This window comes from Streptomyces capoamus, from assembly GCF_014654935.1.
In the GTDB taxonomy this organism is placed as follows: domain Bacteria; phylum Actinomycetota; class Actinomycetes; order Streptomycetales; family Streptomycetaceae; genus Streptomyces; species Streptomyces capoamus.
Map to the genome: position 1 here is coordinate 228,367 of NZ_BNBF01000006.1, position 22,745 is coordinate 251,111.

The following is a 22,745-nucleotide window of genomic DNA, read 5'->3' on the forward strand; positions in this document are numbered from 1 at the left end:
GAGGGGGCCCCGCCCAGGCCGGCGGGGTGAGCAGGGCCGACACCGACGCCAGGAGCAGCGCCGTCCACACCATCACGTATCGCATGCCGCACACCGTCGCGCACCCCCGCCCGTCCCGGGCGGACCTGTGGACCACCCGCAGGTTGTGGACGGCGGCGTCACCCGGCACCCCTGCGGTCCCGTACACTTCTTCTGGCGATCCGGGTCACCGGGTCGACTTCGCACGCCCCGGTACGGCAGCCGGCAACGGTTCGTACCAAGCGCCCCTCGGTCCTTCGCGGCACGGCGCGTCGTGGGCGTCAGGCGCGTCCGCCGTCCGGCGGACGCGGCACAACCGAGAGCACCAAGGAGAAACGGCCATGGCCGTCGTCACGATGCGGGAGCTGCTGGAGAGCGGCGTCCACTTCGGTCACCAGACCCGTCGCTGGAACCCGAAGATGAAGCGCTTCATCTTCACCGAGCGCAACGGCATCTACATCATCGACCTGCTCCAGTCGCTGTCGTACATCGACCGCGCCTACGAGTTCGTCAAGGAGACCGTCGCCCACGGCGGCACGGTCATGTTCGTCGGCACGAAGAAGCAGGCGCAGGAGGCCATCGCCGAGCAGGCCACCCGCGTCGGCATGCCCTACGTCAACCAGCGCTGGCTGGGCGGCATGCTCACCAACTTCTCGACCGTCTACAAGCGTCTGCAGCGCCTCAAGGAGCTCGAGCAGATCGACTTCGAGGACGTCGCCGCGTCCGGTCTGACCAAGAAGGAGCTTCTCGTGCTCTCGCGCGAGAAGGCCAAGCTGGAGAAGACCCTCGGCGGTATCCGCGAGATGCAGAAGGTGCCCAGCGCCGTCTGGATCGTGGACACCAAGAAGGAGCACATCGCCGTTGGTGAGGCCCGGAAGCTGAACATCCCGGTCGTCGCGATCCTCGACACCAACTGCGACCCCGACGAGGTCGACTACAAGATCCCGGGCAACGACGACGCGATCCGCTCCGTCACCCTGCTCACCCGCGTGATCGCCGACGCCGTCGCCGAGGGCCTCATCTCCCGCTCGCGCGTCGCCACCGGTGACAAGGGCGAGAAGGCCGCGGCCGAGCCGCTGGCCGAGTGGGAGCGCGACCTGCTCGAGGGTGAGAAGAAGGACGAGGCTCCGGCCGCCGAGGCCGCGCCGGCCGAGGCCGCTGCCGCCGAGGCTGCTCCCGCCGAGGCTCCTGCCGCCGAGGCTGCTGCCGCCGAGGCCGCTCCCGCCGAGGCCGAGCAGGCCGCCGAGGCCGAGCAGGCCTGACGCAGGTCCGTCAGCGATCGACAGCGGGGGCGGTACCGCGAACACGGCGCCTCACGGCGCGGTGAAGTCCGCCCCCGCTGTTCACCCGTAGGTCGGCACGACGTACGCGTTCCACATCCACCCCCCGTGGTACGCGGACCGTGCGGATCCAGAAGATCTTCCAGACTTCGAGAAAGACTCACAGACTCATGGCGAACTACACCGCCGCCGACGTCAAGAAGCTCCGTGAGCTCACCGGCGCCGGCATGATGGACTGCAAGAAGGCGCTGGACGAGGCCGAGGGCAACGTCGACAAGGCCGTCGAGGCGCTGCGCATCAAGGGCCAGAAGGGCGTCGCCAAGCGCGAGGGCCGCTCCGCCGAGAACGGCGCCGTGGTCTCCATCATCGCCGACGACAACTCCTCCGGCGTCCTCGTCGAGCTGAAGTGCGAGACGGACTTCGTCGCCAAGGGCGAGAAGTTCCAGGCCGTGGCCAACGCCATCGCCGAGCACGTCGCCAAGACCAACCCGGCCGACCTCGAGGCCCTCCTCGCCTCCGAGATCGAGTCCGGCAAGACCGTCCAGGCGTTCGTGGACGAGGCCAACGCCAACCTCGGCGAGAAGATCGTCCTGGACCGCTTCGCGCAGTTCGCCGACGGCTACGTCACCGCCTACATGCACCGCACCATGCCCGACCTGCCCCCGCAGATCGGTGTCCTGGTCGAGCTGGACAAGCCGAACGCCGAGGTCGCCAAGGGCGTCGCCCAGCACATCGCCGCCTTCGCGCCGAAGTACCTCTCCAAGGAGGAGATCCCGGCCGAGGTCGTCGAGTCCGAGCGCCGCATCGCCGAGGAGACCACCCGCGCCGAGGGCAAGCCCGAGGCCGCGATCGCCAAGATCGTCGAGGGTCGCCTGAACGGCTTCTTCAAGGACGCCACGCTGCTCGGTCAGCCGTACGCCCTCGACAACAAGAAGTCGGTCCAGAAGGTCCTGGACGAGGCCGGTGTCACCCTGAAGCGCTTCTCGCGCATCAAGGTCGGCATCTGAGTCCGTACCGCGATCGACCGCGACCCGGCGAGAATTCTCGATAGGGTCGAGAGCAGTCGTCCGCGCACACCGCCACACCCGGCGTGAGGCGGACGGCAGCAGATCTGACGAGGAGGCCATTGCCGCGTATGGGAGCGAAAAGCAACCCCGCCGGCAGTGGCCTTCTTCGTATGTGCACCACGTGAAAGAGGCGGGATCCCCATGACCACCAAGGCCCAGAAGAGCGACGACGGCAAAGTACGCGGCCGGTTTCTGCTGAAGCTGTCCGGAGAGGCCTTCTCCGGTGGCGGGGGCCTGGGCGTCGACCCGGACGTGGTGCACAAGATCGCCCGTGAGATCGCGGCCGTCGTGCGCGACGGCGCTGAGATCGCGGTCGTCATCGGCGGCGGCAACTTCTTCCGCGGCGCCGAACTCCAGCAGCGCGGCATGGACCGCGCCCGCTCCGACTACATGGGCATGCTCGGCACCGTGATGAACTGCCTCGCCCTCCAGGACTTCCTGGAGAAGGAGGGCATCCAGTCCCGCGTGCAGACCGCCATCACCATGGGGCAGGTCGCCGAGCCGTACATCCCGTTGCGCGCGGTGCGCCACCTGGAGAAGGGCCGCGTGGTCATCTTCGGCGCCGGTATGGGCATGCCCTACTTCTCCACCGACACCACCGCCGCCCAGCGCGCCCTGGAGATCGACGCCGAGGCGCTGCTCATGGGCAAGAACGGCGTGGACGGGGTCTACGACTCCGACCCCAAGACCAACCCCGACGCCGTCAAGTTCGACGCCCTCGGCTACGGCGAGGTCATCACCCGTGACCTCAAGGTCGCCGACGCCACCGCCATCACGCTGTGCCGCGACAACAAGCTCCCGATCCTGGTCTTCGAGCTTCTCGCGGAGGGCAATATCGCGCGCGCCGTCAAGGGTGAGAAGATCGGCACCCTGGTGGGTGAAGAGGGCAGCCGGGACTGACCCGGGATCAACCCGGCCGGTGAACGTGCGGCCCCGCGAGGGGACCGGACCCCGGCCGGGGGATGGACAATGTCCTGCCGGTCGGGAACCGTGCAGGAAGAAGACGCGACGCAGCCGGCCGCCTACCGACTCCAGGAACAGCGGCCGGGCCTTACTCAAGACACGCAGGAGCAAGTGGTGATCGAAGAGACCCTCCTCGAGGCCGAGGAGAAGATGGAGAAGGCCGTCGTGGTCGCCAAGGAGGACTTCGCCGCGATCCGCACCGGGCGTGCGCACCCGGCGATGTTCAACAAGATCGTGGCCGACTACTACGGTGCCCTGACGCCGATCAACCAGCTGGCCTCGTTCTCCGTGCCGGAGCCGCGCATGGCGGTCGTGACCCCGTTCGACAAGAGCGCGCTGCGCAACATCGAGCAGGCGATCCGGGACTCCGACCTGGGCGTCAACCCCAGCAACGACGGCAACATCATCCGGGTGGTGTTCCCCGAGCTGACCGAGGAGCGCCGCCGCGAGTACATCAAGGTCGCCAAGGGCAAGGGCGAGGACGCCAAGGTGTCCATCCGCTCCGTGCGCCGCAAGGCCAAGGACGCCATCGACAAGCTGATCAAGGACGGCGAGGTCGGCGAGGACGAGGGCCGCCGCGCGGAGAAGGAGCTCGACGACACCACGGCGAAGTACGTCGCCCAGGTGGACGAGCTCCTCAAGCACAAGGAAGCGGAGCTGCTCGAAGTCTGATGAGCGACTCTTCCTGGGGAGCGCCGCCAGCGGCGGGCCAGGCCGGGTACTGGGGGCCCACCGGGGGCGGCCCCGCCCAGCCTGTCCCGGGGGCCGTCCCGGCGGGTCCCGCGTACGATGCGCCTCAGGCGCAGCAGACTCGCCCCATGCCCATCGTGCCCGACGCAGCCGCGTACGGCGGAGACCAGGACGACGACCGGGGGGCCGCTCGGCTGAGCGGCCCCTTGTTCCGAGACGAGACGTTGCAGGCCCGGGAACTCCCGGCCGAGAACCAGAACCCGGAGCCCATGCCCGACGCCCCGCAGCCGGCGCCAGCGCCGCAGAAGAAGAGCGCGGGCCGTGACCTGAGCGCCGCCATAGGTGTCGGGGTCGGGCTCGGTGTGGTGATCGTCGCCTCCCTGTTCATCGTCAAGGCCGTGTTCGTCGGTGTGGTCGCGGTCGCCGTCGTCGTCGGCCTGTGGGAGCTGACCAGCAGGCTCCAGGAGCGCAAGGGCATCAAGGCTCCGCTGGTGCCGCTCGCGCTCGGCGGCGCGGCGATGGTCGTCGCCGGCTACGTGCGGGGCGTCGAGGGCGCGTGGGTGGCCATGGCGCTGACGGCCCTGGCCACGCTGGTGTGGCGCATGACCGAACCACCGGAGAACTACCTCAAGGACGTCACGGCGGGCGTCTTCGCGGCGTTCTACGTGCCCTTCCTGGCCACCTTCGTCGCGCTGATGCTCACCGCGGCCGACGGCCCCTGGCGCGTCCTGACCTTCCTGTTGCTGACGGTCGTCAGCGACACCGGTGCCTACGCGGTCGGCTGGCGGTTCGGCAAGCACAAGCTCGCCCCGCGCATCAGCCCCGGCAAGACCCGCGAGGGCCTGCTGGGCGCGGTGCTGTTCGCGATGGTCGCGGGCGCGCTGTGCATGCAGTTCCTCATCGACGACGGGAGCTGGTGGCAGGGCCTGCTGCTGGGTCTCGCGGTCGCGGGCAGCGCCACGCTGGGCGACCTCGGCGAGTCCATGATCAAGCGGGACCTGGGCATCAAGGACATGGGCACCCTGCTCCCCGGGCACGGCGGCATCATGGACCGGCTCGACTCGCTGCTGCCCACGGCTCCGGTGGTGTGGCTGCTCATGGTGGTCTTCGTCGGCTCGGCGTGAGCGGGTACGGCACCACGCGGTACGGCATGCGGCCCCCGTCCTGAGTTCAGGGCGGGGGCCGCGTCGTCACCGCCACGGGACGGAACCCGTCCCGGCACCGGTGCCGGCACCCGCACCCGTACACGCAGCCGAACCCGGATGCCGCAGCCCGAATCGGCGGCCGGTGCCCGCGCGCGGCAGACTCCCACACAGGACGGCGGTACCGCCGCCCCGGCGACGCAGCAGGGAGTGTGCCCCATGCCTCTCGACCCCGCCTCGGCCTCTCCCGACCCGGTCTGCGCCCGACCTGACGCCAGCCCGGCCCCACCCGGGCGGCCCGCCGCCCCGCCCGTGCGCTTCTGGCCCGTCGAGGACCTGCCCGGACTCGACCCCGACCCCTTCCTGGACGAACTGCTGCGCGAGGAGCCGGTCACCCGGATCAGGCTGCCGCACGGCGCGGGGCACGCCTGGCTGGTCACCCGGTACGAGGACGTCCGCTTCGTCACCTCCGACCCGCGCTTCTCCCGGGAACGGGTCGTCGGCCGCGACGTCACCAGCATGCGCCCGGTGCCGGTGGCCTCCCAGACGGCGGGCCTGCAGTACATCGACCCGCCCCGGCACACGCGGCTGCGCCGGGTCGTCGCCCGCGCGTTCACCGGCCGGAGCATGCGGCGGATACGGCCGCTCGCCGAGCACCGGGCCGCCGAACTGCTCGACGGCATGCGGCGCGCCGGTCCGCCCGCCGACCTCATGGAACACCTGCACGGCCCGTTCCCGCTCGCCGTGCTCCGCGACTTCCTCGGCGTGGAGGAGAAGGACTGGCACCACTGGGCGGAGACGGGCGAGGCCCTGCTGTCCGCGGGGGCCCAGGCCGAGGAGCGGTCCCGGGAGGCCGCCCGCGCCACCCGGGCCCGGATCACCGAGCTGCTCCGGCACCGCCGTACCGAACCGCGAGACGACCTGGCCACCGTGCTGGCGCAGGCCGCGGCGACGGGTGAGATCAGCGACGACGAGGCCCTCTCCCTCGCCATGGCCGTGCAGGTCAGCGGCGGCCACGCGGTCCGCAGCAACAGCGGTTCGATGATGTACGCCCTGCTCACCCATCCCGAGCAGCTGGACCGGCTGCGCCGGGAGCCGGAGCTGCTGCCCCGGGCCGTGGAGGAGCTGTTCCGCTACGTCCCGCACCGCAACGGCGTCGGCATCCCGCGGATCGCCACCGAGGACGTGGAGGTGGGCGGCCGGCTGATCCGCGCCGGTGACGTGGTCTACAACGCCTACCTCGCCGCCAACCGCGACCCCGCGGTGTTCCCCGACCCGGACACGCTGGACTTCGGCCGCGCCGGCCCCGCCCACCTGGCCTTCGGCCACGGCCCGCACCACTGCCTGGCCGCCGTGATGGCCCGTACGGAGGCCGAGGTCATGATCGGCTCCGTCCTCACCCGCTTCCCCGGCATCCGGCTGGCCGTGCCTCCCGGGGAGGTCGAGTTCCAGCGCCGGGGCCTGATCCGCGGACCGAGGACCCTGCCCGTGACCTGGTGAGCCGGTCCATGGCATCGTACGCATGAACCAATGGGGGGAACATGATCTTTCTACTGCTGGGCGTCCTGGCCCTCGTCATCGGCGGCTGCGTCTGCGTGGTCTGGGCGGAGCGGGGCGGCCCGCCCTGGGTCCGCGGCGTCGCCTTCGTCACCCGCACGGCGGGCGAACTGCTGAGCAGCGCGCAGAAGAGCCGGCGCCGCCGATCGAGCTGGGGCAGCAGCAGCGACGACTAGGACACCGCGTCACCGCTGCGGGAACCGCCACCCGTTCTGACGCAGCTTGAAGACGACGAACACCCCGCACAGCACCCACACGACGAGGAAGACCCACACCAGCCAAGGTGGCCCGTCCCAGCGCTCCGCCAGTTGCACCGATGCCGCACACCAAGTGGTCATTCCCCGCGTGTGCCCGCCGGTACGGACGCGAACACCCGCTCGCGCGGGCGCCCGGCGGCACAGCACTACGGCTCAGGCGAACGGCGACAGGCCCTTGCTCTCCAGATGGGCGAGCAACGAGTCGAGGCAAGCGTCCGCCGTGGCCAGGTCGGCCCGGAAGAACGAGTCCTCGCCGAGCGGCCCACCGCTGACGATGACCATCCAGGCCGCGCGTCGCTCCACCATGCGCTCCCCATGGCGGCTGAGATGCGCGAACCACCTACCAATCCCATGGCTGACCCGACGCATCAGGGTGGCTGTCGAGGCGTGCCAACGGCAGTGACGGCAACGTTGACGGCAACGACGACGGACGTCGGCGACACTGGACGGCCCGGCACGGTAGCGGAAGAGTGCTGCCGGGCCGCCCCACCACTGCGTGCCCGCATCTTCTAAGCGCCGGTCCCAAGGCGTCATGATCTACCGGTGGATGAGTACGCCTGGCCCTCGGGTCCCGATGTGCCGGCCGCGGACTTGGTGCGGGACAGCTGGGAGGCAACCGCCGCGGCTCTGCCCGTCGAGGCCCGGATCACCGGCGAGGTCATCGGTCGTCAGCGCTTCGGGGTCTTCATACGTGTAGACGGCGTGCCGTACGCCATAGCGCTGGCGGAGATCACGGCCATGCCGCTCGGGATGGACCTACCGGCCCTCGGGGCCTTCGTCAGTGGGGAGGTCATCTGGCACGTTGCCCACAACTACCAGGTCAAGGTCCGCCTCGATGAGTGGCGGGCAGCCGGCGAGTGATCTTCGCTGGGCCGTCCGAGGCCGCTCGACGGCGGCCGGTGACGACTACCAACGACAGTCGTAGCGAGCGACAGCTGCAGGTCACCCGATTGGATCTGCGACACTGGTAACGCCATGCCTAAGCCCGGAGAACTCACTTTTGTCGCGCCGCGCGGAGCCAAGAAGCCGCCGCGGCATCTCGCCGACCTCACGCCTGCCGAGCGCAAGGACGCGGTGGCCGGGATCGGTGAGAAGCCGTTCCGTGCCAAGCAGCTCTCGCAGCACTACTTCGCTCGCTACGCGCACGACCCGGAGCAGTGGACCGACATCCCCGCCGGTTCGCGTGCCAAGCTCCAGGAAGCGCTGTTCCCGGAGCTGATGACGGTCGTTCGGCACCTGTCCACCGACGAGGGGACCACGCGCAAGACGCTCTGGCGGCTGTTCGACGGGACGCTGGTCGAGTCCGTGCTGATGCGGTACCCGGACCGGGTCACCATGTGCATCAGCTCGCAGGCGGGCTGTGGGATGAACTGTCCGTTCTGCGCCACGGGCCAGGCCGGCCTGGACCGGAACCTGTCCACGGCCGAGATCGTCCACCAGATCGTGGACGGCATGCGGGCACTGCGGGACGGGGACGTGCCCGGCGGGCCCGCGCGGCTGTCCAACATCGTTTTCATGGGCATGGGGGAGCCGCTCGCCAACTACAAGCGGGTGGTGGGTGCCATCCGCGCGCTCACCGATCCCGCCCCGGACGGGCTGGGGCTGTCGCAGCGCGGGATCACCGTGTCCACGGTCGGGCTCGTGCCGGCCATCCACCGCTTCGCCGACGAGGGCCTCAAGTGCCGGCTGGCGATCTCCCTGCACGCCCCCGACGACGAGCTGCGCGACACCCTCGTCCCCGTGAACACGCGGTGGAAGGTGCGCGAGGTGCTGGACGCCGGGTTCGACTACGTCGAGAAGAGCGGGCGCCGGCTGTCCATCGAGTACGCGCTCATCCGGGACATCAACGACCAGGCATGGCGGGGTGACCGGCTCGGGCGGCTGCTGCGGGGCAAGCCCGTGCACGTCAACCTGATCCCGCTGAACCCGACGCCGGGCTCGAAGTGGACCGCGTCCCGGCCCGAGGACGAGAAGGCGTTCGTCGAGGCCATCGCCGCGCACGGGGTGCCCGTGACCGTCCGGGACACCCGCGGTCAGGAGATCGACGGGGCCTGCGGACAGCTCGCGGCCACCGAGCGGTAATCTGAGCCCGTCAGTACAACGTCACATCGGTCTACATCTGCATATTCCGACAGGGGAGCGCCACAGCGCTGAGAGTGCGGCAACCGGGCCGCAGACCCTCTGAACCTCGCCCAGGTCATTCTGGGTAGGAAGTTCGGTCATCACTCAAGCTGTTGCGCCCTGCCCGGGTCCTCCTCGCGGAGCCCGGGCAGGGCCGCGTCTCTTCCTGGCCAACCCCAGGAGGACATCCAGTGCACAACAAGACCCTCGTGGCCGTCGCGGTCGGGCTCGGTCTGATCAGTCTGTCCGCGTGCGGCTCGACGGACGGCGGGAGCGGCTCGGACTCCAAGACCGTCACCCTGGTCAGCCACAACTCGTGGGCCGTCTCGAAGAAGGTCCTCAAGGACTTCGAGAAGCGGTCCGGGTACAAGGTCAGGGTCCTGAAGGACGGCGACGCCGGGCAGGCCGTCAACAAGGCGATCCTGACCAAGGGCAACCCGCAGGGCGACGTGTTCTTCGGCGTCGACAACACCCTGCTCTCCCGCGCCCTCGACAACGGCCTCTTCCAGCCGTACACCGCCAAGGGCCTGGACAAGGTGGGCGCCGCCTACCAGCTCGACAAGGACAAGCACCGGGTGACGCCGGTCGACTACGGCGACATCTGCGTCAACTACGACAAGGCGTACTTCAGCGAGCACAGGCTGACCCCGCCGCGGTCCTTCGCCGACCTGGCCGAGCCGCGGTACAAGAACCTCCTCGTCACGGAGAACGCGGCCACCTCCTCGCCGGGTCTCGGCTTCCTGCTCGGCAGCGCCGCGCGGTTCGGTGACCAGGGGTGGCAGGACTACTGGAAGAAGCTGAAGGCCAATGGTGTGAAGGTCGTCGACGGCTGGGACCAGGCCTACTACCAGGAGTTCTCCGGTTCGTCGGAGGGGAAGAAGGCGGGCGGCGACCGGCCGCTCGTGGTGTCGTACGCCTCCTCCCCGCCCGCCGAGGTGATCTACGCCAAGAAGCGGCCCAGCACCGCCCCGACCGGTGTCGCGACGGGCACCTGCTTCCGGCAGACCGAGTTCGCCGGGCTGCTGAGCAATGCGAGGAACCCCGAGGGTGCCAAGGCCTTCATCGACTTCCTGGTCTCCAAGGAGTTCCAGGAGGACATGCCGCTGAACATGTTCGTCTACCCGGTGCTGCGGGGCGCCGGGGTGCCCGCCGAGTTCACCGCGTACGGGCCGGCCGCCAAGGACCCCGAGACCATGGCCCCCGCCAGGATCGCCGCCAACCGTGACCAGTGGGTCAAGTCGTGGACCTCGCTCGTACTGAAGTAGCGGCCCGCGAGCGCCGGCGCCGGGGGAACGCGGCGCGGCTCGGCCTCATGGCCGTGCCCGTCGCGTTCTTCGCGCTGTTCTTCGCCTGGCCCGTCGCCGCGATCGTCGCGCGCGGGCTGAAGGCGGACGGCACCTGGCGGTTCGGGCGGATCGCGGACGTCGTCACCCAGCCGGACATCCGGCACGTGCTGTGGTTCACCACCTGGCAGGCGCTCGCCTCCACCGCGCTCACCCTGCTGCTCGCCCTGCCCGCCGCCTACGTTTTCGCCCGCCTCGACTTCCCGGGCCGGCAGCTGCTGCGGGCCGTCGTCACCGTCCCGTTCGTGCTGCCGACCGTCGTCGCCGGCAGCGCCTTCCTCGCGCTGGTCGGCCGCCACGGTCTGCTGGACCAGCTGTGGGGGGTGCGGCTGGACACCACGGTGTGGGCGATCCTGCTGGCCCACGTCTTCTTCAACTACGCGGTCGTCGTCCGCACGGTCGGCGGGCTGTGGGCCCAGCTCGACCCCCGGCAGGAGGAGGCCGCCCGGATGCTGGGCGCCTCCCCGCTGACGGCCTGGCGGAAGGTGACCCTGCCCGCGCTCGGGCCCGCCGTGGCCGCCGCCGCCCTGATGGTCTTCCTGTTCACCTTCACCTCCTTCGGCGTGGTGCAGATCCTCGGCGGCCCGACCTTCTCCACCATCGAGGTGGAGATCTACCGGCAGACCTCCGAGGTCTTCGACCTGCCCACGGCCGCCGTCCTCACCCTCGTGCAGTTCGCGGCCGTCGGCGCGGTCCTCGCCGTGCACGCCTGGACGGTGCGGCGCCGGGAGAGCGCCCTCCGGCTGGCGGACCCGGGCACGACCAGCCGGCGCCCGCGCGGCGCCGGCCAGTGGGTGCTGCTCGCCGGCGTCCTCGCCACCATCGCCCTGCTGCTGGTCCTGCCGCTCGCCGTCCTCGTCCGCCGCTCCCTCGACGCGCCCGGCCTCGGCTACTACCGGGCGCTGACCGACGCCGACGGCGGTACGTTCCTGGTGGCGCCCCTGCACGCGGTGTGGACCTCGCTGGAGTACGCCGTCGCCGCCACCGCCATCGCCGTGGTGATCGGGGGTCTCGCCGCCGCCGCGCTGGCCCGCCGGGACGCCGGACGGCTGGTGCGGGGCTTCGACGCGCTGCTGATGCTGCCGCTCGGCGTGTCCGCCGTGACCGTCGGCTTCGGCTTCCTGATCGCGCTCGACGAGCCGCCGCTGGACCTGCGCCAGTCGTGGATCCTGGTGCCGCTCGCCCAGGCGCTGGTCGGCGCCCCCTTCGTCGTACGGACCATGCTGCCGGTGCTGCGCGCGGTGGACGTACGGCTCCGGGAGGCGGCGGCCGTGCTCGGGGCCTCGCCCTGGCGGGTGTGGCGGGAGGTCGACCTGCCGCTGGTACGGCGGGCGCTGCTGGTCGCGGCCGGCTTCGCGTTCGCCGTGTCGCTGGGCGAGTTCGGGGCGACCGTGTTCATCGCCCGGCCCGACAACCCCACCCTGCCGGTCGCCGTGGCCCGGTTGCTGAGCCGCCCCGGTGACCTCAACTACGGCCAGGCGATGGCCCTTTCGACGATTCTGATGGTGGTGTGCGCCGCCGCGCTGCTGGTCCTGGAGCGGCTGCGCACCGACCGGACGGGGGAGTTCTAGATGCTGAGCCTGGACGGCGCGACCGTGCGCTTCGGCGGGCGGGCCGTGCTCGACGCCGTCGGGCTGGAGGTCGCCGCACACGAAGTGGTGTGCGTCCTCGGGCCCAGCGGCAGCGGCAAGTCGACCCTGCTGCGGGTGGTGGCCGGGCTGCAACCCCTGGACTCCGGGCGGGTGTCGCTGGACGGCCGGGACCAGGCGGGGGTGCCCGCGCACCGACGCGGGGTCGGGCTGATGTTCCAGGACCACCAGTTGTTCCCGCAGCGGGACGTCGGTGCGAACGTGGCCTTCGGGTTGCGCATGCACGGTGTGTCCAAGGGCGAACGGGACGCGGAGGTCGCCCAGTTGCTGGAGCTGGTCGGGCTGCCGGGGGCCGCCCGGCGGGCCGTGGCCTCGCTGTCCGGCGGAGAGCAGCAGCGGGTGGCCCTGGCCCGGGCGCTCGCGCCCCGGCCCCGGCTGCTCATGCTGGACGAGCCGCTCGGCCAGCTCGACCGCTCGCTGCGGGAGCGGCTGGTGGTCGAACTGCGGGAGTTGTTCAGCCGGTTGGGCACCACGGTGCTCGCCGTGACGCACGACCAGGGCGAGGCGTTCGCGCTGGCCGACCGGGTGGTGGTGATGCGGGACGGGCGGATCGCGCAGGCCGGCACGCCGCTGGAGGTGTGGCAGCGGCCCGCCGACGCGTTCGTGGCCCGCTTCCTCGGCTTCGAGAACGTGGTGGCGGCGACCGTCGCCGGTACGGCCGCCGACAGCCCGTGGGGCAAGCTGCCGGTGCCGGACGGTTCGGCGCAGGGCGGCCGTACGGTGCTCGTGCGGCCGGCCGGGGTCCGGCTGGTGCCGGCCGGTCAGGGCCTGCCGTGCACGGTGACCGCCCGCACCTTCAAGGGCACCCATGTGGCCGTCCACCTCCAGCCGGCCGACGGCCCGCGCCTGGAGGCGGCCTGCGCCCTGCGGGACGCGCCGGAGCCGGGTGCCTCGGTGGGCGTGGAGTTCGACGTGGCCGAGACCCTCGTCCTGGAGTGACCCCGGGGACGGTGGGGGCGCGGGCCCGCTCATCCCGGTGCCGGCTGCCTCCCGCCGACGCGCACCGGCCCGCCCCCTGGGGACAGCGGGGCGGGCCGGACGGAGCGGTACGGGTCAGCCGTGGCGGTTCGCGCCGCGCCGGCGCATGCCGAGCCAGACCGCGCCGCCGCCGACGGCGACCAGGGCCGCCGCTATGCCGGCGATCAGGCCGGTGTTGGAGTTGGCACCGGTCTCGGCGAGGTTGGAGTCGCCGACCGCCGGGGATGGCGCGTTGTCGGAGGTGCCGGCCGGCGCCGAGCTGGACGCGGAGGCCGACGGAGCCGGGTTCGCGGGCTGCGCCGAGGCGGACTTGGACGGGGACGGGGACGCGGACGCGGGCGCGGCGGAGGACGGCGACGCGCTGGCCGTCGGCTTCGGCTGCCGGCTCTCCCCGGTCTTGCAGGCGGTGGACGGGGTCACCAGGTCGGGCTTGATGTCCTGGTCGACGTTGGCGGCCTTGATGTGGACCCGGTAGGTGGCGCTCGGCTTCCAGTTCTCGGGGAAGGTGACCTCGACGCCCGCCTTCGACCCCTTGACCGGCTGTTCGCCGACCTTGGTCTCGACACCGCCGTCCCCCTGGAGGAAGACGCTGACGGTGCCTTCGGCGGCGGACGGGTCGGTGTCGGTGACGACGATGACACCCTTGTCGCCGTCGCACCTGGCCTCGGCGGCGAAGTCCTTGATGTTGCATGCGAGGGCGGAACCGGACAGGCCCAGCACCAGCGCCGCCGACCCGGAGGCGACACCCAGCACGCGCACGGAACGGCGTACGCTACGGCGAGTCATGGACAACGTTTGTCCTTTACAGAGAGCAATTGCGGGGGGTGGCGGGGGGCATGGGGCGACGGATGAGGCGACGCCCCAGGATCCCCGGGAGGCTCACAGGTTTATAAGCGATCGGTAAACAGTGTCAACGCGTCCGCCGTCAACGGCTGTTGACTTTACCGTCTTATTAACCACCCCTATGTTTGGCGCACTTGCTCTCTCAGCCCTGCACGGCCGCGGGGTCCATCCACATGATCTCCCAGGTGTGGCCGTCGAGGTCGTCGAAGGCCCGGCCGTACATGAAGCCGTGGTCCTGGGTCGGGCCGGTCTCCGTACCGCCCGCCGCGATCGCCCTGTCCAGCAGCTCGTCCACCTTCTCGCGGCTCTCGGCGCTCAGACAGATCAGCACCTCGCTGGTCGTCGTCGCGTCGGCGATCTCCTTCTTGGTGAAGGTCGCGTAGAACGGCTTGGTCAGGAGCATCGCCACGATGGTCTCGCTGATCACCACCGAAGCCGCGTCGTCGTTGCTGAACTGGGGGTTGATCGAGTAGCCGAGCGCGGTGAAGAACTCCTTGGCGGCCTCGAGGTCGTTCACGGGCAGGTTCACGAAGATCATCTGCTGGTACATGCGGTCTCTCCCGTCCGGGTGGTGCGCGGTTCGTCGCGTTCGGTGGGTAGACCGGCGGCCCGCGCCGGACTCATCGGCGCTCGCCCACTTTTTTCCGGCCGACGGTTCAGGCTGCCGTCAACGGCTCAGGGGCAGGACCGCCAGCGTGGCGATCCCCAGGACGAGCGGGACGAACAGGGCCAGCAGCACGGCCGCGCGCAGGGCGGCGGCCACGCGCAGCAGGGCGGCGGGGGCGCCCAGCCGCAACAGGGCGGCGGTGGTCTCGGCCCGGCACTGGCGGGCCTCGACGGCCGTGGTGAGCAAGGTGGCCACCGTGGAGCCGGCCACGACGAGCGCGCCGAGCGCGGACAACGGGCGGGCGGCGGGGGCCGGGCCGCCGTACAGGGCGGTCATGGCGTAACCGGCGGACGCGACCGCGCACACCACGCCGAGGGGCCGCCCGATCCGGGCCGCCTCCGTCATCAGCACCCGGCCGGCGAGCAGCCGCAGCGCTCCCGGGCGGCTGCACTGCAGGAGCCGGCCGCACAGATGGGTCAGGCCGGGGGAGGCGAGGACGAGGCCGGTGGCGGTGAGCAGCCAGCCGAGGAGTACGGCGAGGGCGGGGTCGGGGGCGGGACGGCCGGCGTAGGCCTGCGCGGCCAGTCCGGCGGTGACGAGCGCGACGCCCCAGGGGAGGCCGGCGGGGGTTGCGCCGGGGAGTGCCGCCACGGGGTCCGGGGCGGTGGGCCCGGCGCCGGCCGCGACGCCGGACACCGCTTCGCCGGTGTCGCCGCCCACGGCCCCCCACGCCCGGCTGCGCGCGCGCACGGGCAGTCCCATCGCCTTGGCGGCGGGCCCGGCCGTGGACCGCGGCGCATCGGCCACGCCCGGGGTGCCGTTCGCGGCCCGGGGATCGGTGACACCCGGCGTGCCGCTGGCGGGGCCGGGACCGGACCGCCCCGCGCCGCTCCCCGCCGGGCCGGGACCGCCCCGCCTCGCGCTCTCCGCCGGGCCGGGACCGCTCCCCGCCGGGCCGGGGCCGTCCCCGGCCGCGTCGCCCTGTCCGGTGCCGGCCGGTGTCCCGGCCGGCGGCCGGCGGCCGGCGTGGGTGCCGAACCTGCCGTACGCCCCGAACGTCTCCCGGTCCGCCGGGTCGCCGGAGGCGCCGGAGCGGCCGAAACGGCCGAAGCGGCGGGTGGTCCGCTGCGGGGGGCTGGGGTCCCTCGGGCGGAGGGCCAGGGCGACCGTGGTGGTGGCCGTGGCGGGGAGCAGGGCGAGCAGGGTCAGGGTGGCCGGGACGGGGAGGGGGCGGCCGGCGGCCAGGAAGCCCGCCGCCGCGCCGTCGAACGGCAGGCCCCTGAGGTCGCCGCGCAGGTGCAGGAAGACCAGCAGGGCGAACATCGAGCCCAGCGCGCAGGACAGGGCCGTCGTCAGCGCGGAGACGGCCATGAGCCGGGCGGGGCCCAGGCCCACGGCGGACAGGCCGGGGCGCGGCCGGGTGCCGGGGTCGGTCCGGGCGACCGCGACCGCGAGGTGCACCGTGGCGGCGAGCGGCAGCACGCACCAGGCCAGGCGCAGCGCGGCGGCGTCCGCGGCCTCGGGCCGGTGCAGGGCGTTGCCGAGGCAGGACAGCAGGAGGAAGCCGGTACCCGCCGAGGCCCCGGCCACCAGCAGGCGGCGCAGCTGGACGGCGGGCCGGGCGGCGCGGCTCAGACGGAGAGCGAGCACGCGGCCCGGCCTTCCGCGTCGGGGCTGTCCGGCAGGTGCACGGTGTGCACGCGCCGCCCGTCCAGCAGGTGCACCGTGCGGTCGGCGAGGGCGGCGGTGTCGGCATCGTGCGTGGCGAGGACGACCGTGATGCCGTGCGAGCGGGCCGCCGCGGTGAGGGTGCGCAGCACATGGGCGCGGTCGGCGCGGTGCAGCGGGGCGGTGGGCTCGTCGGCGAAGAGGACCGCGGGCCCGGGGGCGAGGGCGCGGGCGATGGCGACCCGCTGGCGCTCGGCGTGCTGCAGCGCGTGCGGACGGCTGCGGGCCCTGTCGCCGACGTCGAGGCGCTCCAGCCACTCCAGCGCGGCCGCCTTGGCCCGGCGGCGGCCGGCGCCGCGCAGCATCAGCGGGAGCGCGGCGTTCTCCCAGACGTTCAGCTCGGGGACCAGGACCGGTTCGGGGTCGATCCAGCCGAAGCGGTCCCGGCGCAGCCGTTCGCGGGCCATCGGGCCGAGCGTGTGCACCGGGGAGCTGTTGAACCAGACCTCGCCGGAGCGCACCGGCACCAGGCCGGACAGACAGCGCAGCAGCGTGGTCTTGCCGCTGCCGCGCGGGCCGCTGACGGCGAGGATCTCACTCTCCCGCACGCCGAGCGAGATCCCGGTGAGTCCGGGGGAGCCGTCGCGGTGCGTGAAGTGCAGGGAGCGTGCCCAGAGCACGTCGTTGTCCGGCGGGGCCTCCATGGGCGTACACCTCGGTTCTGATCTGTTTTCCCTCTGTCCGATCCCCCGTCCGGGGGAACGAGAGCCGGCCCGATCGGTCACAGGAACGCTAGGCAGCCGCTGCGGGGAGGCCGGACAGCACACGGCCCCGGGCCACCGTTCCCACTCGAACGGACGGCGCCGGGGCCGGGTCGGTCATCCCGTCGGATGATCAGAGCTTCGTCCACGCCTCCGTGAGGGTGGCGCGCAGGATCTGCTCGATCTCGTCGAACGTGTCCTGGTTGGAGATCAGCGGCGGGGCGAGCTGGACGACCGGGTCGCCGCGGTCGTCGGCACGGCAGTACAGGCCGTTGTCGAAGAGCGCCTTGGAGAGGAAGCCGTACAGGACGCGCTCGGTCTCCTCGTCGTTGAAGGACTCCTTGGTGTTCTTGTCCTTCACCAGCTCGATGCCGTAGAAGAAGCCGTTGCCGCGGACGTCGCCGACGATCGGCAGGTCGTGCAGCTTCTGCAGGGTCGACAGGAACGCGCCCTCGTTGTCCAGGACGTGCTGGTTCAGCTTCTCCTTCTCGAACAGGTCGAGGTTGGCGAGGCCGACCGCGGCCGACACCGGGTGGCCGCCGAAGGTGTAGCCGTGCAGGAAGGTGTTGTCGCCCTTGTAGAACGGCTCGGCTATGCGGTCGGAGACGATGCACGCGCCGATCGGGGAGTAGCCCGAGGTCATGCCCTTGGCGCAGGTGATCATGTCCGGGACGTAGCCGAACTTGTCGCAGGCGAACATCGTGCCGAGGCGGCCGAAGGCGCAGATGACCTCGTCCGACACGAGCAGGACGTCGTACTGGTCGCAGATCTCGCGCACGCGCTGGAAGTAACCGGGGGGCGGCGGGAAGCAGCCGCCGGCGTTCTGCACCGGCTCCAGGAAGACCGCGGCGACGGTCTCCGGGCCCTCGAAGAGGATCTGCTGCTCGATCTGGTCGGCGGCCCAGCGGCCGAAGGCCTCGGGGTCGTCGCCGTGGATCGGGGCCCGGTAGATGTTGGTGTTCGGGACCTTGTGCGCGCCCGGCACCAGCGGCTCGAAGGGGGCCTTCAGGGCCGGCAGGCCGGTGATCGACAGGGCGCCCTGCGGGGTGCCGTGGTAGGCGACCGCGCGGGAGATGACCTTGTACTTGGTCGGCTTGCCCTGGAGCTTGAAGTACTGCTTGGCGAGCTTCCAGGCGGTCTCGACGGCCTCGCCGCCACCGGTGGTGAAGAAGACCTTGTTCAGGTCGCCGGGGGCGTGGTCGGCCAGGCGCTCGGCCAGCTCGACGGCCTTCGGGTGGGCGTAGGACCAGACGGGGAAGAACGCCAGCTCCTGGGCCTGCTTGAAGGCGGTCTCGGCCAGTTCCGTGCGGCCGTGACCGGCCTGGACCACGAACAGCCCCGCCAGACCGTCGAGGTAGCGCTTGCCCTTGTCGTCGTAGATGTAGGTGCCCTCACCCCGGACGATGGTCGGTACGGGGGAGTTCTCGTACGAGGACATGCGGGTGAAGTGCATCCACAGGTGGTCGTACGCGGTGCGGCTGAGGTCCTTGCTGCTCACGGTTATCGGGTCCTCACGGTTATCGGGTTCCCCACATGTAGGTCTGCTTCTTGAGCTTCAGGTAGACGAAGCTCTCGGTGGAGCGCACTCCGGGCAGGGACCGGATGCGTTTGTTGATGACGTCCAGCAGGTGGTCGTCGTCCTCGCAGACGATCTCGGCGAGGATGTCGAACGAGCCCGCGGTCATCACCACGTACTCGACTTCCGACATGTCAGTCAGCGCGTCCGCGATCTTCTCGACATCGCCCTCGGCGTTGATCCCGACCATCGCCTGCCTGCGGAAGCCCACGGTGAGCGGGTCCGTGACGGCGACGATCTGCATCACGCCCTGGTCCAGCAGCTTCTGCACGCGCTGGCGCACGGCCGCCTCGGACAGGCCGACGGCCTTGCCGATCGCGGCGTACGGCCGGCGGCCGTCCTCCTGGAGCTGCTGGATGATGGCGAGGGAGACGGCGTCCAGCTGGGGACTGCCGCCGTTCCTGGACTCGCGGGACGAGTCCCTCTGGTCTGCGCTTCGACTGGCCACGACCTCACTGTGCACGACGTCTCAGCAGTTTCGCAAGGCCTGATCGATGAAATTCGTTGTTTACGAGACCTATCTTTGCGGATTTCGCAGAAGCGGTGCCGGTGGGGGTGTTGAAAACGTCGGTACGGCGACTAGGGTGGGTGTCTCAGAGATCGGACAGCTTGAACCAGATCAGGAGGCCGGCAGTGAGCACCGAGCTGCGTCGTCTGCGCAACTACATCGACGGTGAGTTCCGGGACGCCGCCGACGGACGGACCACCGAGGTGGTCAACCCCGCGACGGGCGAGGCGTACGCGACCGCGCCGCTGTCCGGGCAGGCGGACGTGGACGCCGCCATGGAGGCAGCCGCCCGCGCCTTCCCGGGCTGGCGCGACACCACGCCGGCCGAGCGGCAGAAGGCCCTCCTGAAGATCGCGGACGCCTTCGAGGAGCGCGCGGAGGACCTGATCGCGGCCGAGGTGGAGAACACCGGCAAGCCGGTCGGGCTCACCCGCTCCGAGGAGATCCCGCCGATGGTCGACCAGATCCGCTTCTTCGCGGGTGCGGCCCGGCTGCTGGAGGGCCGCTCGGCCGGCGAGTACATGGAGGGCATGACCTCCATCGTCCGCCGCGAGCCGGTCGGCGTCTGCGCCCAGGTCGCGCCGTGGAACTACCCGATGATGATGGCCGTGTGGAAGTTCGCCCCGGCCATCGCCGCGGGCAACACCGTCGTGCTCAAGCCGTCGGACACCACCCCGGCCTCCACCGTCCTGATCGCCGACATCATCGGCTCGATCCTGCCCAAGGGCGTCTTCAACGTCATCTGCGGCGACCGCGACACCGGCCGCATGATGGTCGAGCACGAGACCCCGGCGATGGCCTCCATCACCGGCTCCGTACGCGCCGGCATGTCCGTCGCCGAGTCCGCCTCCAAGGACCTCAAGCGGGTCCACCTGGAGCTGGGCGGCAAGGCCCCGGTCGTCGTCTTCGAGGACACCGACATCGCCAAGGCCGTCGAGGACATCTCCGTGGCGGGCTTCTTCAACGCCGGCCAGGACTGTACGGCCGCGACCCGCGTCCTCGTCCAGGAGTCCATCCACGACGAGTTCGTGGCCGCGCTCGCCAAGGCCGCGTCCGAGACCAAGACCGGGCAGCCGGACGACGAGGACGTGCTGTTCGGCCCGCTGAACAACCCGAACCAGCTCAAGCAGGTCTCCGGCTTCATCGACCGCCTCCCCGCCCACGCCAAGGTCGAGGCGGGCGGTCAGCAGGTCGGCGACAAGGGCTACTTCTACGCCCCGACCGTCGTCTCCGGCCTGAAGCAGGACGACGAGATCGTCCAGAACGAGGTCTTCGGCCCCGTCATCACCGTCCAGTCCTTCACCGACGAGGACCAGGCCGTCGAGTGGGCCAACGGCGTCGAGTACGCCCTCGCCTCCTCGGTGTGGACCAAGGACCACGCCCGCGCGATGCGCATGTCCAAGAAGCTCGACTTCGGCTGCGTGTGGATCAACACCCACATCCCGCTGGTCGCCGAGATGCCCCACGGCGGCTTCAAGAAGTCCGGCTACGGCAAGGACCTGTCGGCGTACGGGTTCGAGGACTACACCCGGATCAAGCACGTGATGACCTCGCTGGACGGCTGACCGTCCCCGCCGGGTCCCGCCCGGGCCGCCGTCGGCCGTCGCCGGCCCGGGCGCGGGGAGCCGATCGCAAGGCTCCCCGCGCCCCTCGGGGTGCCCGGTCGACAAGGTGCCGGATCGGCGGCGGCCCGCTCGACGCAGCGTCGATTGTCCCGCCGCCCGGCGGGACGGCATCCTTCCGGGGTGCCCTCGACTTCCTCGCGTACGCCCGCGCCGTCCCGCCGTTCCCTCCTCGCCGCCCTCGGGGGCACCGCCGCGCTCGGTGCCCTGACCGGCTGCGGAGTGCCCGCCGCCTATGTGGCGCCCGGTGACCGCGCCGCCGCCGACGAGTCCGCCGGGGAGCGACGGCTGACCTGGGCGAACTGGCCGCTCTACATCGACACCGACGACGACGATCCCGGCCGGCGGCCCACGCTGGAGGCCTTCGAGAAGCGCACCGGCATCTCCGTCGACTACGTCGAGGAGATCAACGACAACGACGAGTTCTTCGGCAAGATCAGCCCGGCACTGATGAACCACCGGTCCACCGGCCGCGATCTGATCGTCATCAGCGACTGGATGTGCGCCCGGTACGTCCGCCTCGGCTGGGTGCAGGAGATGGACCGCGCCCGCCAGCCCCACGTGGCCCGGCACCTCGACCCGCTGCTGCGCTCGCCCGCCTTCGACCCCGGCCGCCGCTGCACCGTGCCGTGGCAGTCCGGCATCACCGGCATCGCCTACAACCGCCGCGCGCTCGGCCGCGAACTGCGCGCTGTCGCCGACCTGTGGGCGCCGGACCTCAAGGGCCGCGTCACCCTGCTGTCAGGCCTCGACGAGGCCTTCGCGCTGCTCATGCAGGGCAACGGCGTGGACGTCACCCGCTGGACCGCGGACGACTTCCACCGGATCTGCGAGCAGGTGGAACGCCAGGTGCGGCGCGGCCAGATCCGCCGGTTCACCGGCAACGACTACACCAAGGACCTGGTCAGCGGGGACGTCCTCGCCTGCCAGGCCTATTCCGGTGACGTCATCCAGCTCCAGGCGGACAACCCCGACATCCGCTTCGTCGTCCCCGAGGAGGGCGGCGAGCTGTGGTCGGACTCCCTGATGATCCCGAACCGGGCCCGCCACAAGGCCAACGCCGAACGCCTCATCGACTTCTACTACGACCCCGAGGTCGCCGCCCGGCTGGCCGCCTGGGTCACCTACGTCTGCCCGGTGCCGGCCGCCCGCGAGATCCTGGCCGCCGCGAAGGACCGGGACACCGCGGCCCTCGCCGACAACCCGCTGGTCTTCCCCGACGGCCCCCTGCGCGAGCGGCTCGCCGTCGCCCGGGACATCACGTCCCGGGAGCGGGTGGAGTTCGCCGAGCGCTGGAACAGGATCGTCGGGCTGTAGGCCGCTCACTTCAGGCCGCTGAGCATGACACCCCGGACGTAGTGCTTCTGCAGCAGCAGGAAGAGCAGCAGCACCGGCAGGACGCTCAGGACGAGCCCGGCCATGACGACGGGCATCGTGCGGGCCGGGTCGACGTGGTCCTGCAGCAGCTGGATGCCGACCGGCAGCGTCATCACGCCCGGGTTCGCGGTCGAGACGAGCAGCGCCCAGATGTACTCGTTCCAGGCGTCGACGAAGGTCAGCAGCGCGAGCGTCACCACGACCGGCGTGGTCTGCGGGACCACGATCCGCCACCACACGGTGAACTCCCCGGCCCCGTCGATGCGCGCGGCCTCCAGGACCTCGTCCGGGATCGCCACCATGAACTGGCGCATCAGGAAGATGCCGAAACCGTTGACGAGGAACGGCACGGCGAGCGCCACGATGCTGACGGTCAGTCCCGCGCCGCCGCGTCCGAGCAGGTCGTTGCCGCCGGCCAGCGGCCAGTGCACCAGGATCAGGAAGCGCGGGACGAAGAAGAGGAACGGCGGGAACATCATCGTGGCCAGGACCAGACGGAAGACGAAGTCCCGGCCGGGGAAGCGGAGTTTGGCCAGCGCGTAGCCCGCGAGGGACGACGTGAGCAGCACCGAGCCGGTGATCACGGCGGTGGCGACGACGCTGTTACGGAAGAGCACCGGCAGGTCCAGCTGCTCCATCGCGGCACGGTAGTTGGACAGGTCGAACGCCTTCGGCAGGAACCGGTACGGCAGCGTCCCGGCCTCACCGGGGCCCTTGA

General features: G+C 71.3%; 23 protein-coding genes and 1 pseudogene. 14 read left to right on the forward strand and 10 right to left on the reverse strand.

Features of this window, described 5'->3' with window-relative positions:
* Positions 1-187: pseudogene (locus IE312_RS39725) on the reverse strand (polyprenol monophosphomannose synthase); the annotation flags it as partial.
* Positions 188-359: 172 nt separating this feature from the next.
* Between IE312_RS39725 and rpsB the strand changes: the two are divergent.
* From rpsB to IE312_RS12535, 7 genes are all read left to right on the forward strand, one after another.
* Positions 360-1,280: a 30S ribosomal protein S2 gene (gene rpsB, locus IE312_RS12505; RefSeq protein WP_189981153.1), complete on the forward strand. Its 921-nt coding sequence runs from the start codon at positions 360-362 to the stop codon at positions 1,278-1,280.
* A gap of 188 nt (positions 1,281-1,468) precedes the next feature.
* A complete protein-coding gene (gene tsf, locus IE312_RS12510) occupies positions 1,469-2,305 on the forward strand; it encodes a translation elongation factor Ts (protein ID WP_189981154.1) in 837 nt (278 codons plus the stop codon).
* A 201-nt stretch (positions 2,306-2,506) separates the two neighbouring features.
* Positions 2,507-3,265 (forward strand): UMP kinase, encoded by a 759-nt coding sequence (gene pyrH / locus IE312_RS12515; RefSeq protein WP_189981156.1) that lies wholly within the window; start codon positions 2,507-2,509, stop codon positions 3,263-3,265.
* A 177-nt stretch (positions 3,266-3,442) separates the two neighbouring features.
* A complete protein-coding gene (frr, locus tag IE312_RS12520) occupies positions 3,443-4,000 on the forward strand; it encodes a ribosome recycling factor (RefSeq protein ID WP_189981158.1) in 558 nt (185 codons plus the stop codon).
* Positions 4,000-5,142: a phosphatidate cytidylyltransferase gene (locus IE312_RS12525; RefSeq protein WP_189981160.1), complete on the forward strand. Its 1,143-nt coding sequence runs from the start codon at positions 4,000-4,002 to the stop codon at positions 5,140-5,142. Before frr ends, IE312_RS12525 begins: the two co-directional genes overlap by 1 nt.
* Before the next feature lie 237 nt (positions 5,143-5,379).
* The gene (locus tag IE312_RS12530) at positions 5,380-6,660 is read left to right on the forward strand and encodes a cytochrome P450 (RefSeq protein WP_189981162.1); all 1,281 of its coding nucleotides are present in this window, start codon (positions 5,380-5,382) and stop codon (positions 6,658-6,660) included.
* Between the two features lie 41 nt (positions 6,661-6,701).
* Positions 6,702-6,893: a hypothetical protein gene (locus tag IE312_RS12535; RefSeq protein WP_189981164.1), complete on the forward strand. Its 192-nt coding sequence runs from the start codon at positions 6,702-6,704 to the stop codon at positions 6,891-6,893.
* A 9-nt stretch (positions 6,894-6,902) separates the two neighbouring features.
* On the opposite strand, the gene IE312_RS12540 is transcribed toward IE312_RS12535, so the two are convergent.
* Together IE312_RS12540 and IE312_RS12545 are read right to left on the reverse strand one after the other, a co-directional pair.
* On the reverse strand, positions 6,903-7,055 hold the full coding sequence (locus IE312_RS12540; RefSeq protein ID WP_189981166.1) for a hypothetical protein: 153 nt from the start codon (positions 7,053-7,055) through the stop codon (positions 6,903-6,905).
* Between the two features lie 72 nt (positions 7,056-7,127).
* Positions 7,128-7,280, reverse strand: a complete 153-nt coding sequence (locus tag IE312_RS12545) for a hypothetical protein (RefSeq protein ID WP_189981169.1) — start codon at positions 7,278-7,280, stop codon at positions 7,128-7,130.
* 237 nt (positions 7,281-7,517) lie between these two features.
* On the opposite strand from IE312_RS12545, the gene IE312_RS12550 reads away from it, so the two are divergent.
* The 5 genes from IE312_RS12550 (at position 7,518) to IE312_RS12570 (ending at position 13,026) form a co-directional block, all read left to right on the forward strand.
* On the forward strand, positions 7,518-7,835 hold the full coding sequence (locus tag IE312_RS12550; RefSeq protein WP_189981171.1) for an RNA-binding protein: 318 nt from the start codon (positions 7,518-7,520) through the stop codon (positions 7,833-7,835).
* 114 nt (positions 7,836-7,949) lie between these two features.
* A complete protein-coding gene (gene rlmN / locus IE312_RS12555) occupies positions 7,950-9,056 on the forward strand; it encodes a dual-specificity RNA methyltransferase RlmN (RefSeq protein WP_189981173.1) in 1,107 nt (368 codons plus the stop codon).
* Between the two features lie 230 nt (positions 9,057-9,286).
* Complete coding sequence (locus tag IE312_RS12560; RefSeq protein ID WP_189981175.1) at positions 9,287-10,360, forward strand: thiamine ABC transporter substrate-binding protein; 1,074 nt, start codon at positions 9,287-9,289, stop codon at positions 10,358-10,360.
* A gap of 47 nt (positions 10,361-10,407) precedes the next feature.
* Complete coding sequence (locus IE312_RS12565; RefSeq protein WP_189981177.1) at positions 10,408-12,009, forward strand: ABC transporter permease; 1,602 nt, start codon at positions 10,408-10,410, stop codon at positions 12,007-12,009.
* Positions 12,010-13,026, forward strand: a complete 1,017-nt coding sequence (locus IE312_RS12570; RefSeq protein ID WP_189981179.1) for an ABC transporter ATP-binding protein — start codon at positions 12,010-12,012, stop codon at positions 13,024-13,026.
* Between the two features lie 114 nt (positions 13,027-13,140).
* Here IE312_RS12570 and IE312_RS12575 read toward each other — a convergent pair whose 3' ends face one another.
* The 6 genes from IE312_RS12575 to IE312_RS12600 form a co-directional block, all read right to left on the reverse strand.
* Positions 13,141-13,851, reverse strand: coding sequence for an LAETG motif-containing sortase-dependent surface protein (locus tag IE312_RS12575; RefSeq protein WP_189981181.1), 711 nt, complete (start codon positions 13,849-13,851; stop codon positions 13,141-13,143).
* A gap of 199 nt (positions 13,852-14,050) precedes the next feature.
* Positions 14,051-14,458, reverse strand: coding sequence for a VOC family protein (locus IE312_RS12580; protein WP_189981183.1), 408 nt, complete (start codon positions 14,456-14,458; stop codon positions 14,051-14,053).
* A 117-nt stretch (positions 14,459-14,575) separates the two neighbouring features.
* Entirely contained in the window at positions 14,576-16,165 is a 1,590-nt protein-coding gene (locus IE312_RS12585; RefSeq protein WP_189981185.1) for a hypothetical protein, read from the reverse strand.
* Entirely contained in the window at positions 16,147-16,887 is a 741-nt protein-coding gene (locus tag IE312_RS12590; protein WP_189981187.1) for an ABC transporter ATP-binding protein, read from the reverse strand. The genes IE312_RS12585 and IE312_RS12590 overlap by 19 nt, the downstream gene beginning before the upstream one ends.
* A 190-nt stretch (positions 16,888-17,077) precedes the next feature.
* Positions 17,078-18,442: an aspartate aminotransferase family protein gene (locus IE312_RS12595; RefSeq protein ID WP_189981189.1), complete on the reverse strand. Its 1,365-nt coding sequence runs from the start codon at positions 18,440-18,442 to the stop codon at positions 17,078-17,080.
* Positions 18,443-18,461: 19 nt separating this feature from the next.
* Entirely contained in the window at positions 18,462-18,983 is a 522-nt protein-coding gene (locus IE312_RS12600) for an Lrp/AsnC family transcriptional regulator (RefSeq protein ID WP_030346409.1), read from the reverse strand.
* Positions 18,984-19,153: 170 nt separating this feature from the next.
* On the opposite strand from IE312_RS12600, the gene IE312_RS12605 reads away from it, so the two are divergent.
* Both IE312_RS12605 and IE312_RS12610 read left to right on the forward strand, forming a co-directional pair.
* Entirely contained in the window at positions 19,154-20,593 is a 1,440-nt protein-coding gene (locus IE312_RS12605; protein ID WP_189981191.1) for a gamma-aminobutyraldehyde dehydrogenase, read from the forward strand.
* A gap of 180 nt (positions 20,594-20,773) precedes the next feature.
* Positions 20,774-21,967, forward strand: coding sequence for an ABC transporter substrate-binding protein (locus IE312_RS12610; RefSeq protein WP_189981193.1), 1,194 nt, complete (start codon positions 20,774-20,776; stop codon positions 21,965-21,967).
* Between the two features lie 5 nt (positions 21,968-21,972).
* Here IE312_RS12610 and IE312_RS12615 read toward each other — a convergent pair.
* A partial coding sequence (locus IE312_RS12615) for a carbohydrate ABC transporter permease (protein ID WP_229899609.1) occupies positions 21,973-22,745 on the reverse strand: 773 nt, incomplete at its 5' end.

What these genes read in the sequence shown, in the direction of transcription:
- rpsB (WP_189981153.1), top strand. Translation starts at nt 360, where the DNA reads ATGGCCGTCGTCACGATGCGGGAGCTGCTGGAGAGCGGCGTCCACTTC.
- tsf (WP_189981154.1), top strand. Translation starts at nt 1,469, where the DNA reads ATGGCGAACTACACCGCCGCCGACGTCAAGAAGCTCCGTGAGCTCACC.
- pyrH (WP_189981156.1), top strand. Translation starts at nt 2,507, where the DNA reads ATGACCACCAAGGCCCAGAAGAGCGACGACGGCAAAGTACGCGGCCGG.
- IE312_RS12525 (WP_189981160.1), top strand. Translation starts at nt 4,000, where the DNA reads ATGAGCGACTCTTCCTGGGGAGCGCCGCCAGCGGCGGGCCAGGCCGGG.
- IE312_RS12530 (WP_189981162.1), top strand. Translation starts at nt 5,380, where the DNA reads ATGCCTCTCGACCCCGCCTCGGCCTCTCCCGACCCGGTCTGCGCCCGA.
- IE312_RS12535 (WP_189981164.1), top strand. Translation starts at nt 6,702, where the DNA reads ATGATCTTTCTACTGCTGGGCGTCCTGGCCCTCGTCATCGGCGGCTGC.
- IE312_RS12540 (WP_189981166.1), bottom strand. Translation starts at nt 7,055, where the DNA reads ATGACCACTTGGTGTGCGGCATCGGTGCAACTGGCGGAGCGCTGGGAC.
- IE312_RS12545 (WP_189981169.1), bottom strand. Translation starts at nt 7,280, where the DNA reads ATGGTGGAGCGACGCGCGGCCTGGATGGTCATCGTCAGCGGTGGGCCG.
- rlmN (WP_189981173.1), top strand. Translation starts at nt 7,950, where the DNA reads ATGCCTAAGCCCGGAGAACTCACTTTTGTCGCGCCGCGCGGAGCCAAG.
- IE312_RS12565 (WP_189981177.1), top strand. Translation starts at nt 10,408, where the DNA reads ATGGCCGTGCCCGTCGCGTTCTTCGCGCTGTTCTTCGCCTGGCCCGTC.
- IE312_RS12570 (WP_189981179.1), top strand. Translation starts at nt 12,010, where the DNA reads ATGCTGAGCCTGGACGGCGCGACCGTGCGCTTCGGCGGGCGGGCCGTG.
- IE312_RS12575 (WP_189981181.1), bottom strand. Translation starts at nt 13,851, where the DNA reads ATGACTCGCCGTAGCGTACGCCGTTCCGTGCGCGTGCTGGGTGTCGCC.
- IE312_RS12580 (WP_189981183.1), bottom strand. Translation starts at nt 14,458, where the DNA reads ATGTACCAGCAGATGATCTTCGTGAACCTGCCCGTGAACGACCTCGAG.
- IE312_RS12590 (WP_189981187.1), bottom strand. Translation starts at nt 16,887, where the DNA reads ATGGAGGCCCCGCCGGACAACGACGTGCTCTGGGCACGCTCCCTGCAC.